The sequence below is a fragment of the Methylomonas sp. Uni0009 genome (assembly GCF_054188105.3).
Map to the genome: position 1 here is coordinate 4405724 of NZ_JBTAFN010000001.1, position 15869 is coordinate 4421592.

At 50.0% G+C, this 15869-nt stretch carries 16 protein-coding genes and 1 tRNA gene; 10 read left to right on the forward strand and 7 right to left on the reverse strand.

Features of this window, described 5'->3' with window-relative positions; translation table 11 throughout:
- Nucleotides 1-65 precede the first annotated feature (65 nt).
- Both ACWAU0_RS20330 and ACWAU0_RS20335 read right to left on the reverse strand, forming a co-directional pair.
- Complete coding sequence (locus ACWAU0_RS20330) at nt 66-1298, reverse strand: ATP-binding protein (RefSeq protein WP_458137728.1); 1233 nt, start codon at nt 1296-1298, stop codon at nt 66-68.
- Nucleotides 1295-1960, reverse strand: coding sequence for a response regulator transcription factor (locus ACWAU0_RS20335; protein ID WP_458137729.1), 666 nt, complete (start codon nt 1958-1960; stop codon nt 1295-1297). The genes ACWAU0_RS20330 and ACWAU0_RS20335 overlap by 4 nt, the downstream gene beginning before the upstream one ends.
- 136 nt (nt 1961-2096) lie before the next feature.
- Between ACWAU0_RS20335 and ACWAU0_RS20340 the strand changes: the two genes are divergently transcribed.
- From ACWAU0_RS20340 to lplT, 5 genes are all read left to right on the forward strand, one after another.
- Complete coding sequence (locus tag ACWAU0_RS20340; protein WP_458137730.1) at nt 2097-2726, forward strand: cytochrome b/b6 domain-containing protein; 630 nt, start codon at nt 2097-2099, stop codon at nt 2724-2726.
- Between the two features lie 269 nt (nt 2727-2995).
- Nucleotides 2996-4465: a putative Ig domain-containing protein gene (locus ACWAU0_RS20345; protein ID WP_458137731.1), complete on the forward strand. Its 1470-nt coding sequence runs from the start codon at nt 2996-2998 to the stop codon at nt 4463-4465.
- 63 nt (nt 4466-4528) lie between these two features.
- A complete protein-coding gene (locus ACWAU0_RS20350; RefSeq protein WP_458137732.1) occupies nt 4529-5158 on the forward strand; it encodes a cohesin domain-containing protein in 630 nt (209 codons plus the stop codon).
- A 201-nt stretch (nt 5159-5359) separates the two neighbouring features.
- Nucleotides 5360-7525, forward strand: a complete 2166-nt coding sequence (locus ACWAU0_RS20355) for an AMP-binding protein (RefSeq protein ID WP_458137733.1) — start codon at nt 5360-5362, stop codon at nt 7523-7525.
- Between the two features lie 46 nt (nt 7526-7571).
- Nucleotides 7572-8747 (forward strand): lysophospholipid transporter LplT, encoded by a 1176-nt coding sequence (lplT, locus tag ACWAU0_RS20360; RefSeq protein ID WP_458137734.1) that lies wholly within the window; start codon nt 7572-7574, stop codon nt 8745-8747.
- Here the strand turns inward: lplT and ACWAU0_RS20365 are convergent.
- Complete coding sequence (locus ACWAU0_RS20365; RefSeq protein WP_458137735.1) at nt 8686-9315, reverse strand: TetR/AcrR family transcriptional regulator; 630 nt, start codon at nt 9313-9315, stop codon at nt 8686-8688. The two genes, lplT and ACWAU0_RS20365, sit on opposite strands and share 62 nt — an antisense overlap.
- A 68-nt stretch (nt 9316-9383) precedes the next feature.
- On the opposite strand from ACWAU0_RS20365, the gene ACWAU0_RS20370 reads away from it, so the two are divergent.
- The gene (locus ACWAU0_RS20370; RefSeq protein WP_458137736.1) at nt 9384-9887 is read left to right on the forward strand and encodes an NUDIX hydrolase; all 504 of its coding nucleotides are present in this window, start codon (nt 9384-9386) and stop codon (nt 9885-9887) included.
- Between the two features lie 69 nt (nt 9888-9956).
- Here ACWAU0_RS20370 and ACWAU0_RS20375 read toward each other — a convergent pair.
- Nucleotides 9957-10033 (reverse strand) — tRNA-Asp (locus ACWAU0_RS20375).
- Between the two features lie 64 nt (nt 10034-10097).
- Between ACWAU0_RS20375 and ACWAU0_RS20380 the strand changes: the two genes are divergently transcribed.
- On the forward strand, nt 10098-10757 hold the full coding sequence (locus ACWAU0_RS20380; RefSeq protein WP_458137737.1) for a class I SAM-dependent methyltransferase: 660 nt from the start codon (nt 10098-10100) through the stop codon (nt 10755-10757).
- Here ACWAU0_RS20380 and dmeF read toward each other — a convergent pair.
- Nucleotides 10720-11751, reverse strand: a complete 1032-nt coding sequence (gene dmeF / locus ACWAU0_RS20385; protein ID WP_458137738.1) for a CDF family Co(II)/Ni(II) efflux transporter DmeF — start codon at nt 11749-11751, stop codon at nt 10720-10722. The genes ACWAU0_RS20380 and dmeF overlap by 38 nt on opposite strands.
- Nucleotides 11752-11911: 160 nt before the next feature.
- Between dmeF and xseA the strand changes: the two genes are divergently transcribed.
- From xseA to ACWAU0_RS20400, 3 genes are all read left to right on the forward strand, one after another.
- Complete coding sequence (gene xseA, locus ACWAU0_RS20390) at nt 11912-13255, forward strand: exodeoxyribonuclease VII large subunit (RefSeq protein ID WP_458137739.1); 1344 nt, start codon at nt 11912-11914, stop codon at nt 13253-13255.
- 114 nt (nt 13256-13369) lie between these two features.
- On the forward strand, nt 13370-13774 hold the full coding sequence (locus tag ACWAU0_RS20395) for a bacteriohemerythrin (RefSeq protein ID WP_051670515.1): 405 nt from the start codon (nt 13370-13372) through the stop codon (nt 13772-13774).
- Nucleotides 13771-14343 (forward strand): alpha-ketoglutarate-dependent dioxygenase AlkB family protein, encoded by a 573-nt coding sequence (locus ACWAU0_RS20400; protein ID WP_171695024.1) that lies wholly within the window; start codon nt 13771-13773, stop codon nt 14341-14343. Before ACWAU0_RS20395 ends, ACWAU0_RS20400 begins: the two co-directional genes overlap by 4 nt.
- Nucleotides 14344-14371: 28 nt before the next feature.
- Here ACWAU0_RS20400 and nqrM read toward each other — a convergent pair whose 3' ends face one another.
- Together nqrM and nqrF are read right to left on the reverse strand one after the other, a co-directional pair.
- Nucleotides 14372-14560: a (Na+)-NQR maturation NqrM gene (gene nqrM / locus ACWAU0_RS20405; protein WP_033159346.1), complete on the reverse strand. Its 189-nt coding sequence runs from the start codon at nt 14558-14560 to the stop codon at nt 14372-14374.
- An 88-nt stretch (nt 14561-14648) separates the two neighbouring features.
- Entirely contained in the window at nt 14649-15869 is a 1221-nt protein-coding gene (nqrF, locus tag ACWAU0_RS20410; protein WP_033159347.1) for an NADH:ubiquinone reductase (Na(+)-transporting) subunit F, read from the reverse strand.

Consider the following 15869-nt stretch of genomic DNA (forward strand, 5'->3'; position numbering starts at 1 on the left):
CTCGCAAACCGCCTAGTTGCCCGGAACGCATAATCTCCAACTCGCCGCCATAAAATACGGCGATGTCACGCACAATCGCCAAGCCTAGCCCATGTCCCTGCACTGCTGTCCAGCCTTAAACCGCGCTTACTGAGTTGCTGCATGTCCTGCGCCGAACAACCCGGACCGTCGTCTTCGACATTGATGGTAATGCCGGCGCCATGTTCAACCGAGACTAGAACCTGTTTATCAGCCCATTTGCAGGCGTTATCCAACAAATTACCGGTCAGCTCCAGCATGTCTTCCCGATCAAAATTGATTAGTTGATCGGGGGCATTGACTTGGATCGCTAAATTTTTCTCGGCATAGACATTTTGCAACAGCATGACTAAAGCAGTGAGTTCTTGCTGTGGATTAAACACGCTGGCGGTTTGCATATTACCGGAGATACGGGCGCGTTTTAATTCTCGCTCGATGCGCTCATGGATCGCTTGCGTTTGCTTTTGCAGCAGATTACGCAGCTCGGAATGGGCATCCAGTTGCGAATTTTCAGCCAGACGAAACAGCATCGCCAACGGCGTTTTCAGCGCATGCGCCAAATTGCCAATTGCGGTGCGAGACTGGTGCAAGCGCCTCTCAACCAACACTAACAAGCGATTGACTTCCGCAACCAAGGGTTTGATTTCCGCCGGCACTCTGGCTTGGATCTGTGACTGACGGCCGTAGGCAATCTCGGCCAGTTCGTCGCGCGCTGCCTGCAACGGTTTCAGCGATCTGCGTACATCGTTACTTTGCAGGGCGATTGCGATCAAAAGCACCATGGCAGTCAATACCAGATAGGCAAGCCGGATATGATCTATGTCATGGCCAATATCGCTTAAATCCTCGGCGATGCTAATGGTGATTGCATGACCAAATCGCTCGAAACCTCGACTCAAAACCAGTAAAGGTTGGTGATGCGGTCCATCAGGAAAATGGAATTGCCTGGCGGTATTGGGCGGCTCGGTAGTAAAAGGCAAAACGTCGTCTTGCAGCGAACTTGAATAATAGGTTTTTCCGTCAAGCTGGATCACAAAGTAGTGACCCGAATAGGCTTGGCCGTATACCGTGCCGGCATGCGAGCTATCGAAAATCAGTTGTCCTTCCGCGTTAAGCGTCAAGGTATCCAGCAACGAATCGCCATCGTGCTGTAAGCGGGTCAGCATTTGTTTTTCCGCCACAGAGCGAATCACCCAATCTGCTGCCAACCAGTGTCCGGCAAACACCATACTCAGGATAATGATCAGGCCGCGGTTAAGACGCTGGCGTAATGAAATCACGGCTTATCGCCGAAGATGTAGCCTTGCCCACGCCGGGTAGCGATCAAATCCTTACCCAATTTACGCCGTAACCGGTTGATATACACTTCGATAACGTTGCTGGCCGGGTCACCGTCGCATTCGTAGACGTGCTCAAGTAAATGGGTTTTGGTAAGCAACTTGCCGGGATGCAGCATGAAATAGCGCAGCAAACGAAATTCGATTGCCGTCAGCTCGACATGCTCAGCACCATCAACGCTGACGGTTTGCCTGTCTTCATCCAAGGCCACGCCGCAACCACACAGTTGCGGCTGCATCATCCCGTGCATGCGCTTTAACAGGGCCTGGATGCGTGCCTGTAACTCCTCGATATGAAACGGTTTGCCTAGATAGTCGTCGGCACCCACTTTGAAGCCGTCGACTTTTTCATGCCAGGCGTCCCTGGCCGTCAGCACAATGACCGGCACATGATTACCCGCTTGCCGCCATCGTCCCAGCACTTCCAGTCCGGGCATTTTCGGCAAGCCTAAATCCAGGATGACAATATCGTAGGATTCAGTCATGCCCAAAAATTCGCCATTCTCGCCATCCATGGCCAAATCGACCGCAAACCCGGCTCTTTCCAGATCGGCTTTTAAAGATCGGGACAGGCCTGGATCGTCTTCTACCAGCAATAGTCGCATAGTTGAGTCATAACAATGGTTGGTTTCAAAGATTTACTCGGAGTAAGGGTATTTTAACCCCGAACTTTTAAGATTGGATTTATCTCGGTTTCCTACACTAGCTACATCTGCAACTAAGCATGCCGAGGTAAACCACATGAATAACCAACACACCGTAGCGGTCTGGGACATTTTTATCCGTATTTTTCACTGGTCGCTGGTCGTTGCCTTTACTGTGGCCTATTTCACCAGCGAGGAAGAAAACGCTTGGCATATTTACGCCGGTTACACGGTTTTGGGTCTGATTATCTTCCGCATTCTGTGGGGAATCATCGGCAGCCGCCATGCCCGATTTAGCGACTTTGTCCGTTCTCCCGGAACTGTTTACAGCTATATTCGCGAACTGCGCGCAGGCTCCGCGAAACATTATGTCGGCCACAATCCTTTGGGCGGCTGGATGGTCATGGCATTGCTCTCAACGTTGCTGGTTGTGACTGTCAGCGGCTTGAAAGTATATGCGATAGAAGAAGGGCGAGGTCCGCTGGCTGCCAATCCAACAACACTAACTTTGATTAGCGCTGCCCATGCGGAAGAAGACGACGAAGAGGATAGAAAAGCAGAAACGCAAAGCCAAGATGAAGAATTTTGGGAGGAAATTCATGAAGGGGCAACCAATTTTATGCTAGTCCTAATTGCCTTACACGTAGTGGGCGTCTTTGTTTCTGGTAGAGCGCACAACGAACACTTAATCAAAGCCATGCTAACCGGAAAGAAATCAATTAAATGACAATAGAAATGTGAGATTTCCCGCAATTTTAATTTTGAATTCATTTTCCATTGTTATAAGTCCCGCGACTTTTAGTTGTCTAAATATGTCGAAATCGACTTTTGAGTTTAGGCAACTGACTACGTGCCTTGCGGCAAGACTTCTTAGCTTTTTGACTTAGTCAGGCTTTATCTCGGTCTATCAAAATCGGGAGGTCGTCGGTTCACCCCGCCAAGTTTCATTGTTAGTTAAAGTCAATTGACACACCACAAACCTACGGGGAACACTCAATGAAACAGATGACATTCTTACTGCCATTGCTGGCGCTCGGTTCTATTGCCGAAGCAAGCGACATCAGGGGCGGGCTGGGCAACTTTGACGCACTGAATCACACCGGCGGTCCGGTCTACGGCATAGAAATAGAACTGGACGATACAAACAGCAAAGATGTAGTCAGCACCTACCCAGGTAATCATTACGGTTACGGAAAAATACGGGAAGACCTCAGCGACCCTGCGCACCCCAAAACCTTCGTACGTTACGAAAAAGACGGTGCCGTCACCAATCCCTATCCAATCGGCAGTACCTTGTATTGCTACGATTTAAGCAAAAATGTCGGCTGCGAACATTTTGGGGTGCACTTTGCCTACTCCGCCACCACGCCTTATAGCGCGGTCAAATACAACTGGCTGGTCAAGGATGGCAGCGGCAAACTGGTTGTTGGTCCCGCGCTGCAGTTGAATACGCCGGTATTCGACTACACCCCACCGACCACTGACTTCCCTGCTCAAGTCGTGGCAACCATGCCGGCTCCGGTTGTTCCGCAAAGCGTCGTAAAAGAATTTGGCGAACCTAGTTGGGTCAAGGTTATTAAAACTAAAACTCACAACACTCGGGTTTTGGCCTTAGGCGCACTGATCAGTGATGATCATGACCACGACGGTCTAGCAGACTGGACCAATGGTGAGCCGGACGAAGTCGAATCCGAATGGTATTTGCTGCAATCCCACAATGGTGTCAGCAACGCCAAATCCGAATTGCGTGGCGGCAGCGACAGCATGGGCAACAACGCCGAAGAAGTCGTCACCCGCCGTTATGAGTTTTATGCCTATGGCGGCCCCGCCGCGTCCATTGATGGCGAAAAGGGTGAAGCCATGTGCGATGCGGTCGGAACGGATAATCTGCACGGCGACGGCGTAGTGGAAGTAACCGATGCCAACGGCGGCTCTCATGAATTCGATTGTTCGACTGCGGAAATCGTCGGCGCCTATCAAGGTTCGCAAATGACGGAATTCGTGGCTATTTCGCCCTTCGCAATGGTCGATGCGCTGCAAAACGGCAATGTCAACGAAGTGTTTCCGGAGCGGCCCACCGTTAGCGGCGGCAACACGCCTTACGTGGTCAACGTCAGCGCCGGCGCATTACCAAACGGTTTGACTCTTGCGCAAGACACAGGCCTGTTATCAGGCGTGCCTTCCAAGGTAGGCATTTTCAACTTTACCGTCTCAGCAAACGATGCCGATAACACCAGCGCATCTAAAGCTTTTACCGTGAAAGTAACAGGCCCCGGCGATACGGATCGCGATAACGACATCGACATGAACGATTTGAACGCCATCAAAGCCAAATACGGCAAAGTGGTAGCAGCCAACGACCCCGCTGATCTGAATGGCGATTTGCGAGTCAATATTATCGATTACAGAAAGGCAGCTTCGCTTTGTACTTTGCCGCAATGTGCCGTGGTCAACCCTGCGCCCTAGCCCATTTTTTGAATCAGTTTGCCGGAGCGATTGGCTCCGGTTTCCAGCCCTACGGAATATTTTATGAACAAACATTTACTTACCAAACTGCTTGCGCTGGCATTCGTTGGATTTTTCCAGACTACCGAAGCGGCCACCCTTAATCTTAAATTTTCTGACAACACGAATATCCGCTCATTCGCTAAAGGCTCTATTTTCGACGTCAATATTTATATTAATAACGTTGCTGATTTGGCGGGCTTCGATTTCGATCTGACCTACAACAGCACCAATCTATCGGCGCAATTGCTAAGCAGTGGCAGTATTTTTGGCACTGACACCGAAAGTCTGGCGAACAGCATTACCCCAGGCTCGGGCGCAACCTTGGGGAAAATTCATTTTGCCGAAATGTTGTCGGGCAGTGTCGCAACCGGTTTAAATATCTCTGAGCCCACCTTGCTGGGCACCGTCAAATTTCAAGCACTCAATGTCAGCGCGGGGAATGCCTTAAGCATAATCCCCGACCCGATCTATACGCCGGCACAACTACTATTTCTCTCCGATGGTAGCGGACCCGCCACAACCATCACAGGCGCTACTGTCCACGTCACTGCCGCACCAGCCACCGTTCCGTTACCTGCTTCTGCCTTCTTGTTTGTTCCGGCTCTGTTAGGCGTATTCGGATTTGGGAAAAACCAATTCAAAAAGCCATAAAGCAGTTCGCCGGGTTATCGCACCGATTTTGTCCATCGACGGACAAGGTGGTAGCAATGTCAAAAGCCATCCCTTGGGGATGGCTTTTTCGTTTTTAGTAGGCAAAGGGAAAATTAAATTGAACAACGTTTAGTTTGTCGTTATAGTGCCTTCCGGCAAATCGCAATCTGTCTGCTAATATGCGCTTACGGGAGGAATATCATGTTAAAAATTGTTTTACGCTGGCTGTTGACGCTAGTCTATCGAGTGAAGGTCCACGGGCTGGAAAATTACGCTAAAGCCGGCAACCGCGTGTTGATCGTCGCCAACCACACTTCATTTCTCGATCCTTTGCTGCTGGGCGTGTTTTTGCCGGACGACATCACCTTTGCGATCAATACCCAAATCTCTGAACGCTGGTGGCTGAAACCATTTTTGCGTTTATCCAAAGTGTTTCCGATGGATCCAACGCATCCCTTGTCTTTAAAGGCGTTGATTCATCATTTACAAAGCGATACCAAAACCGTGATTTTTCCGGAAGGCCGGATCACCGTGACCGGCTCCTTGATGAAAATCTACGACGGCACCGGCATGGTTGCCGATAAATCGGGGGCAACCTTGTTGCCGATTCGCATCGACGGCGCTGAATACAGCCGCTTTTCCAAGCTGGGCAGCGTGCGTCAACACTGGTTTCCGCGCATCACCATTCATATTCAGCCGCCAACCTTGATCGAGACTCACGGCGATGTGACCGGCAAAGCCCGCCGCAAGCATAGCGGCCACATCCTGGCTGACATCATGACGGAAATGATGTTTGCCACCAGTCATTACCAACAAACCATCTTTGCGGCCTTATTGGAAGCTCGGGCTTTACATGGCGGACGTTACACCGTTGCGGAAGATCTGGAGCGCAAGCCACTAAGCTACGATGCTCTGATCACCCGCAGCATCATCGTGGGCAAACTAATCAAAACCCTCACGCAAACCGGCGAGAATGTCGGCGTGTTGCTGCCCAATAGCTGTAAGACGCTGAACGTGGTACTGGGTTTACAGATTTATCAGCGGGTACCGGCGATGCTGAATTATTCAATAGGCGCCGCCGGTATGGCTGCCGCTTGCCGCACCGGACAAATCAATATTGTGCTGACTTCTCGCAAATTCATTGAATTAGCGAAACTCGGAGACGAAGCCGCAACGCTGGCACAACACGTCAAATTAATTTATTTGGAAGACTTGGCGACATCATTAACAGGCTTCGACAAAATCATCGGCTTGCTACAGGCTAAAACTGCAAGATTTTGGTACAAAAGCCAGGATTATGATGCCGACGATGCGGCAGTGGTATTGTTTACTTCAGGTTCGGAAGGCTTACCGAAAGGCGTGGTGTTGTCGCATGCCAATATCCTGGCCAATCATAAACAAATCAGAGCGCGCATCGATTTTGGACCGGGCGATGTGGTGCTGAATTTTCTGCCGATGTTCCATTCCTTCGGCTTTACGGTCGGTACGATGATGCCGATATTGAACGGCATGACCAGCTTTTTTTACCCGTCGCCACTGCATTATGCGGTAATACCGGAGATGGCATACGAGGTCGGCGCAACCATCATGTTCGGCACCAATACATTTTTAGCGGCATATGCCAAAAAAGCCCATCCTTACGATTTTTACTCTTTGCGTTACGTGGTAGCCGGCGCCGAAAAATTGCAGGAAACCACCCGCACCACTTGGCTGGATAAATTCGGTATCCGTATCTTGGAGGGCTATGGCGCTACGGAAACCTCGCCGGTTACGTCGGTGAATACGCCAATGGATTACAAAGCCGGCAGCGTCGGCCGCTTCATGCCCGATATGCTGCACAAGCTGGAACCGGTGCCTGGCATTGAGAACGCCGGTAAATTGCATGTTGCCGGCCCCAACATCATGAAAGGTTATCTACTGCCGGACAATCCTGGGGTTTTGGTGCCACCCTGCTCCGCTGCTTTCGGCGAAGGTTGGTACGATACCGGCGACATCGTCCATGTCGACGAGGAAGGCTTTATTCACATTCAAGGCCGCAGTAAACGTTTCGCGAAAATCGGTGGGGAAATGGTATCTCTCACCGCGGTGGAACAATTGGCCATCCACGCTTGGCCGGAAGCGCAGCATGTGGTGGTCAGTCTGCCCGATCCTAAAAAAGGCGAACAACTCATTCTGTTGACGACCCGCCGCGACGCCAACGCCAAACAATTAGCCGACGCCTCCCCTGGCGTCGCCACCATCAATCTCCCTAAAAAATTGTTTGTGCTGGATAAACTGCCGGTATTGGCGACCGGAAAAACCGATTATCCAGGCGCGACAGCGTTAGCGGCGCGATTACTGGAAGGCGGTAACGCCGATTCAGATTGAGCGAGTTCCGCGAATGTCCAGCCTAAATTAACTACCATGTAAGGCCATGAGCAAACACATCTATCCCCTTTTAATCGCGCAATTCCTCTCGGCATTTGCCGACAACGCCATATTGTTTACGGTCATCGCCATGGTGATGCAGGATGCGCACCCTGTCAGTTGGTACGTGCCGGCTTTGCAAAGCGTGTTTCTGGTGGCATTCGTAGTGTTGGCGCCCTGGGTGGGCGGATTTGCGGACAGTCACGCCAAATCGCGGGTGTTGATTGTCGCCAATCTGATCAAGGCTTGCGGCGCGGGTTTGTTGCTATTTAACGTCGAGCCTCTATTGGCGTATTGCGTGGTCGGTGTCGGCGCTGCCTTGTACAGTCCGGCCAAATACGGCATTTTGCCGGAACTGGCCGGCCACAACGGTCTGGTCAAAGCCAATAGCTGGATTGAGGGCTCGACGATACTGGCGATATTAACCGGTATGGTGGTTGGTGCAAAACTAGCCGATTATTCGACCAGTTGGGCGTTGGTCGCCACAATAGTCTTGTTTTTGATCTCGGCGGCAGCCACCTTGTTCTTACCGATAGGTTTACGTAAAGCGGCGCCGACCGGCTCGAAAATTGTATTGTTTTATTTGGAAGTTAAAACTTTTTTGGCGATGCCGCGTTCGCGGTTCGCGGTGCTGGGCGCATCCTTGTTTTGGGCAGCAGCAGCCAGTGTGCGGGTGATTATCATCGCCTGGGCGCCGTTGGTGTTAATGACGCATAACGCCAGCGATATTGCCAATCTCACGCTATTTTTGGCTATCGGTATCATCGCCGGTTCGGTCCTGGTCCCGCGCTTAATTCCGCTGGAACATTTGCGCCGGGCGCGCATCCCGGCCTATCTGATGAGCATCTTCATCATCGCCCTAAGTTTCACGGAAGCAGTCTGGCCGGCGCGGTTTGTGTTGTTTTTAATGGGTATGGCCGGCGGCATGTTTATCGTCCCAATCAACGCTGCTTTACAGGAGATCGGCCAGCAAAGCATAGGCAGCGGCGGCGCGGTAGCGATGCAGAATTTTTTCCAGAATGTAGCAATGTTATTGTCGGTCGGCGGCTACACCCTGGCGGCGGCCGAACAAGTCACACCGATTACCGCGCTGATCGGTCTGGGTTTTCTGCTGCTAGCGGCTACTTTTCTGGTGGTTTGGCATTTACCTGAACTGGAGCAAGCGCCTTCCAGCCTTGAATAAAGGTTTGCACCAATAAATCCACGCTTAGCCTGGATGCTTCGATGTCGCTAGCCTGCGGTTTGGCGGTTAGCGACAAAATACAGATTCCATGCACGCCGCTCCACAAAGTTCTGGCTGCCAGCCGGCTTTGTTCCGCGGAGCTGCCGGGTGTAAGCTGGATAAACAACACCTCGACAATCGCAAACATCTGCTCCACCTTTTGTAGATACCAGTCAGGCTGAGGCTCCTCGCTCTGAATATCGAAGATCATTCGCCAGCGATTGAAATGCTGGGCGGCAAAATTCAGGTAGGTTTCAGCCAAGATCATAATATTTTCCTCGACACTAGCGGAAGGTTCACAGTTAAGCAATTGTTTAGCCAGCTCGTCCAGAGTGCGGCCTTTGACGTGGGTCAGCAAATCATTCATGTTGGCAAATACCATATAAATGCTGCCCACGGTATAGCCGATTTCCATCGCGATTTTGCGCACCGTCAGAGCACTATAGCCGTCCTCTATAACGATAGTTTCCGCGGCGACCAACACCATTTCCTTGATTTGTTCCTGACTATGTTCGCTTCTTCTTGCCATATGTTCTCTGCGACATGCACTAAAAACAGCTACCATACACGACCTTGCTTCAGGAATCGATAGTTTACATGCACAACGAACTTCTCGATGTCGTCGATAGCGACGATACAGTGATTGCCCAACAACCCAGGTCGGTGATTCACGCCAACAGACTGCGTCATCGGGCCGTGCATATTCTGGTTTTCAACGATGCGGGTCAGTTGTTTCTGCAAAAGCGCTCGATGAAAAAAGATTTGAACAAAGGCTTATGGGATACCTCGGCGGCTGGTCACGTCGACGCCGGCGAAAGCTATGACCGTTGCGCGCCTCGTGAATTAAAGGAGGAATTGGGCATATTTGCCGAAAGCCTGGAGAGTTTATTTAAATTGGAACCTAGCACCGACTTGGGTATGGAATTTATCCAGGTCTACCGTTGCCGGCATAACGGACCGTTTAGCTTAGCGGCAGATGAAATCGACGAAGGCTGTTGGGCAGATCCGGATAACCTGGATAAGCGCGTTGCCGAGAACGATCCAACCTTGACGCTGACATTTAAAATTATCTGGCAACGGTTTAGGAATATTGCAAACTAAAATGCTTGTTAGATACTCATCATCAATGTCACTTAAACGATGAGATTAAAACGCAGATAAAAACGAAAGTGGCGGAGCGGACGGGGCTCGAACCCGCGACCCCCGGCGTGACAGGCCGGTATTCTAACCAACTGAACTACCGCTCCGCAGTAGAGAGCGGCGCATTCTACAGCATATCGCCCATGCGTCAAGCAAAAGCCCAAATTAATTATGCCGGCACCATCCTGCCCACTCTGTAACAGCCTCGATATCCATCTTTATCACCGCGACGCAAAACGCGATTACGCTCAGTGCCGGCATTGCTTACTGGTGTATATCGCTTGCTCTCAGCACTTAACGCCAAGCCAGGAAAAAGCAATTTATGATCTACATCAAAATACCATCGACGATCCAGGCTACATCGAATTTCTATCCCGCTTGGCAAAGCCTTTGCTCAGAAAATTACCTAACAATTCCATTGGACTTGATTATGGTTGCGGCCCGGGCCCGGCGCTTGCAGAACTGTTCAAGGCGCAAGGGCATCGAGTCAATGTCTATGACCCATTCTATGCGGACTTTCCTGAGCACTTGCAAGGGACCTACGAATTTATCGTCTGCACCGAGGTTGTAGAGCATTTTCGCGCGCCGCAACGCGAATTCGACACGCTATTTAGATTATTAAAACCGGGCGGCTGGCTGGGCATCATGACCAAATTGGTCATAGATGCCGAGGCCTTTGCCAAATGGCATTACAAAAACGATCAAACCCACATCGCTTTTTTCTCGCGACCGACTTTTCATTGGTTAGCGGCGCATTATCATTGCCAAATAGAATTCATCGGCAACGACGCGATTATTCTGCAACGCAATCCTGACCCTTACAACAATTGACTTCCACGGTGATATGGTCGAGCTGCGCGAATTTGCCCAATAGATTCTTGTAATAACTGGGCGATTTTGGCTGCTGCGTGACCAAAACCACGATTGCCGCATAATGATTTGCACTAACGGGCCAAACATGCAGATCACTGACAAGGCATTCGCCGTCTTCCTCCAGCGCGGTTTGTATCGCGTGGGTGTATTTGGGGTTCATGGTCTGGTCCAGCAATACGGGGCTAGTGTCTTTGATTAAGCCGTAAGCCCAGACCAGAATCACTGTCGCGCCAACAAAACCCATCACCGTATCCAGCCAAACCCAACCGTAATATTTGCCAGCCACCAAGGCGACGATGGCCAATACCGATGTCAGCGCATCCGCCATTACGTGTAGATAGGCCGCTCTTAGGTTGTGATCGTGATGGTGGGAGCGCTGGCCATGATCCTTGTGATCATGATCATGTTCGTCATGGTCATGGTCATGGTCATGGTCATGGTCATGGTCATGGTCATGGTCATGGTGAGCATTATGCCCGTGTCCATGGTGGTGGTCGTGATGATCTCGCAATAACAGCGCGCTTAGCAGATTGATCAGCAAGCCCACTTGCGCGACTAAAATCGCCTCGTCAAAGCGAATTATTTCCGGCATCAGTAGCCGTTGTACCGAGTCGGCAATCATTACCAAGGCTACCATCGCCAATGCTATCGAACTGGCAAATCCGCCCAATACACCCACCTTGGCGGGGCTAAATGCGAAGGTTTGATCATTCTGGTGGATACGGCTGTAACGGTAGGCGAAGATTGCGATCATAAAAGCCACCACATGCGTAGCCATATGCCATCCGTCCGCCAACAACGCCATCGAATGAAACTGCATACCGGCGACAATTTCCACAATCATCGTCGCAAACGTCAGAAGCAGCACCCATTTCGTACGCCGCTCGCCTTTGCGATTGATCCGCGCGAAATCGTGCGAATGTTGCCAGTTACTCAATTGATGTTCATGCATCCGTAGTTCCTTGTTCGCTAAAGCCGAAATCATTACCGAGACAGCATTTTAGCGCAGCTTACCTGGAAACACTTCCGCAAAGTAAAAGCCCCTGTTATTTGCGGCAAACCGCCGTAAAATAAGGTTTTCAACCTATTCGCCCTGCACTTTCAAGCATTCGATGAGTAATTCCGAGCAGATCTTCAGCGTATCTCAGCTAAACCGCGAAGCCAAACGCTTGCTGGCCAGCCATTTCTTAACCGTGCAAGTACAAGGCGAGATTTCCAATCTCAGCCTGCCCTCTTCCGGCCATTACTACTTTACCTTGAAAGACGCGCAAGCCCAGATCCGCTGCGCCATGTTCAAAGGACAACAGCAACGACTAAGGTTCAAACCTGCCAACGGCAATCTGGTGGTCGCCACCGCGCAAGTCAGTTTGTACGAACCGCGCGGCGATTATCAATTGGTGGTGGAACAATTGGAAGAAGCAGGTGACGGCGCATTGCGTCTGGCTTACGAACGCTTAAAACAAAAGCTATTACAGGAGGGTTTGTTCGAGCAAAACCGCAAGAAACCGCTGCCGCCACTGCCAACACAAATCGGCGTCATCACCTCGGCCAGTGGCGCAGCGATTCACGATATTCTCAGCGTACTGAAAAGGCGCTTTCCGGCGATCCCGGTGCTGATCTATCCGGTAGCGGTGCAGGGCGAAAGCGCTAAATTCGAGATCAGCGCGGCATTGGCAGCAGCCAATAAACAAGCTCTGGTAGATGTGATCATCCTAGCGCGCGGCGGCGGGTCGCTGGAAGATTTGTGGGCGTTTAACGAAGAAATTGTCGCCAGGGCGGTAGCGGCCAGCGAAATTCCAGTGATTTCAGCAATAGGCCACGAGGTGGATTTCAGCATCGCCGATTTCGTCGCTGATTTGCGCGCGCCGACACCATCGGTAGCGGCCGAATGTGCGGTGCCGGACCAATCCGCCTGGCTTAATCGCTTTACAGCTATCGAGCGCCAACTAACCCGGCAAATGCAGGATAAATTACAGCAGCAACAGATGCATTTGAGTTGGCTAAATAAAGCCCTACAAACCCAACATCCGGGCGAAAAACTACAACGCAATGCCCAGCGTCTCGACGAATTGGAACAACGCTTGGATCGAGCGACGCGAGCCGGCTTGGGGCTGTGCCGCCAGCGTCTGGCGTTAAACACCCAGCGTCTGAACGGACAGCAACCGTTGGTATCGATTCACGGCTATCGGCAGCAACTTGATTACTTCCAACAACGATTAAGCCGTTCGATGCAAATTAAACTGACGGCATTGAAAAATCGGCAACACGCGATGTCACAAACCTTACATGCGATTAGTCCACTGGCAACGCTGGAACGCGGTTATGCTATCGTGCAACGACACGAAAGCTCCCAGCTGGTGAAGTCGGTTAAACAGTTAGCCAAGCTTGAACTGTTCGACATTAGAATGGCCGATGGGCGCATCGTTAGTAGAGTTGATGAGGTAATACCCGATTAAATCTGGCCGGCGCTTTAATTGCCATCGACAATCATCCATCGGTTTTATCGTCGGCGATTACTGGGCATAAAACATGCTTTAGTGCATTAGTTTACAAATCACACGAGTGTTCAAATGACAATATTCGACAGAACCATACCCCTGAGTGTTGGTTATGCTCACATCGATCATGATCACGGCATCTTTATTGATTTGGTAAATCAATTGGATAAGGCCAATAACACTGACTTTCCGGGCTTGTTTGCGCAATTGTATCAACACACCGAAGAACATTTTGAATCTGAAAATCGGTTAATGGCGCAATTCGGATTTCCGGCGGAAACCGAACACAAAGGCGAACATCAACGGGTTTTGGAAGAATTCAAACAGTTTAAAACCCGGATCGACAAAGGCTTAATTTCCTTTGGTCGTGCTTTTGTCAAGGAGCGTCTGCCGCAATGGTTTTTATTGCACATTACGACAATGGACAGTGCACTAGCTTCGCATATTAAAGCACAGCAGGAATTGCAAGACGAATGACGCCTGATAAGGAGCTGAGAATAATAAGAGATTTTTACGACGCCGCCGAAAGCGATGCTATCTATAGGCGTTTGCTCCAGGAACAAAATTGGCCCGACAATTGTTACAGCGTTGCCGGTCGGGAATTTACTTTACCCCGCCTGCAAACCTGGCATGCTGATCCGGGGATAGTTTATAGCTACAGCAATAATCTATTAAAAACTCGGCCCTGGACGCCATTACTATCGGATATAAGGCAAAAAATCGAACAGTTCTTAAACTTTTCGTTTAATTCGGTATTAGTGAATTTATATCGCAACGGCGATGATTATGTAGGCTGGCATGCGGATAACGAAGCGGAGTTGGGACCACAGCCTTTTATCGCATCATTGACGCTGGGAGCGACCCGACAATTTGCATTTCGGCATAAAAAAACCGCGGAAAGCGGCAGTATTTTACTGACTAGTGGAATGCTATTGATTATGCAGCCCGATTTTCAACACCACTGGCTGCATAGTATTCCTGTCGATCAGAAGTTGACTCAAGGACGCATAAACTTAACGTTTCGGAGAGTTATCGCTCCGAAGTAGCTTAGTTTATCGCTTTGGGCAAGCAGTCCTAATGTTGTTCCAATGTTTTAGCTTGCTCAGCTTCAAACTTCTTTCTTTTGTCACATTTCTCACTACACACACAGTTGCCGGTGCCTCCGCAAGACCCCTTGATGGCATTCCGACCGAAAAGCACACCGACTGCCATGACGGCAATAACGATCAACATAAATAAAAATGTTACTAAAAAATAACCCATTTTTTTCTCCTGTTTTTTCTAATCACTGAAACGAAAAAAGGAGCGATCCGAAAATCGCTCCCTGTGCTTCGCGTCAGATTAATACAACTTAACCGCCGAAATCATCCAACATAATATTTTCAGGATCCACACCATTAGCCAGCAGCATGTTAATCACTGAGGAGTTCATGATTGGCGGCCCGCACATGTAATATTCACAATCTTCTGGGTTCGGATGTTTCTTGATGAATTCTTCGAACAATACGTTGTGAATGAAGCCGGTATAACCTTTCCAGTTATCTTCAGGTAAAGCATCTGACAAGGCTACATGCCATTCAAAATTGTCGTTTTCTTTGGCCAGCATATCGAAATCTTCAACGTAGAACATTTCGCGTTTGCTACGTGCGCCATACCAGAAAGTCATTTTACGCTTGGATTTCAGTCTGCGTAGTTGATCGAAGATATGCGAACGCATCGGCGCCATACCGGCACCACCACCGATAAAGACCATTTCAGCATCGGTTTCTTTGGCAAAAAACTCGCCGTAAGGACCGGATACGAACACTTTATCACCTGGCTTCAGGTTGAAGATAAAGGACGACATGATGCCTGGCGGAATGCCATCCGGCGCCCCTGGAGGCGGCGTAGCGATCCTGACGTTCAACATTATTTCTTTTTCTTCAGGATAGGATGCCATTGAGTAAGCACGCAGGGTTGGCTCTTTTACATCCGATACATAACGCCACAGATTGAATTTGTCCCAATCAGGACGGTATTCCTCGGCAACATCCATATCCGCATATTTTGAAATATGTGGCGGACATTCGATTTGGATATAACCACCTGCACGGTAATTGATGGCTTCGCCTTCAGGCAATTCCAACACCAATTCTTTAATGAACGTTGCGACGTTGTCGTTGGACTTAACGGTGCATTCCCATTTTTTTACACCGAATACGCTATCTTCAACTTCGATATCCATGTTTTGCTTGATGGACACTTGGCAAGCCAGACGTTCACCATGTGCAGCTTCCCGTTTGGTGATATGCGATTGCTCGGTTGGCAGAATGTCGCCACCGCCGCTGTGCACTTTCACTTTACATTGACCACAAGTGCCGCCACCGCCGCAAGCTGAGGACACGAACAATTGGTTGTCCGCCAATGCGGTCAACAATTTGGAACCAACTGGTACATGGATTTTCTTTTCGTTATTGATCAGAATTTCCACATCGCCAGAGGCCACCAGTTTACTTTTCGCGCCGATGATCAAAAATACCAGCGCTATCACGATGACCGTGAAGAAAATAACACCTAATGCAATTTCCAGCAT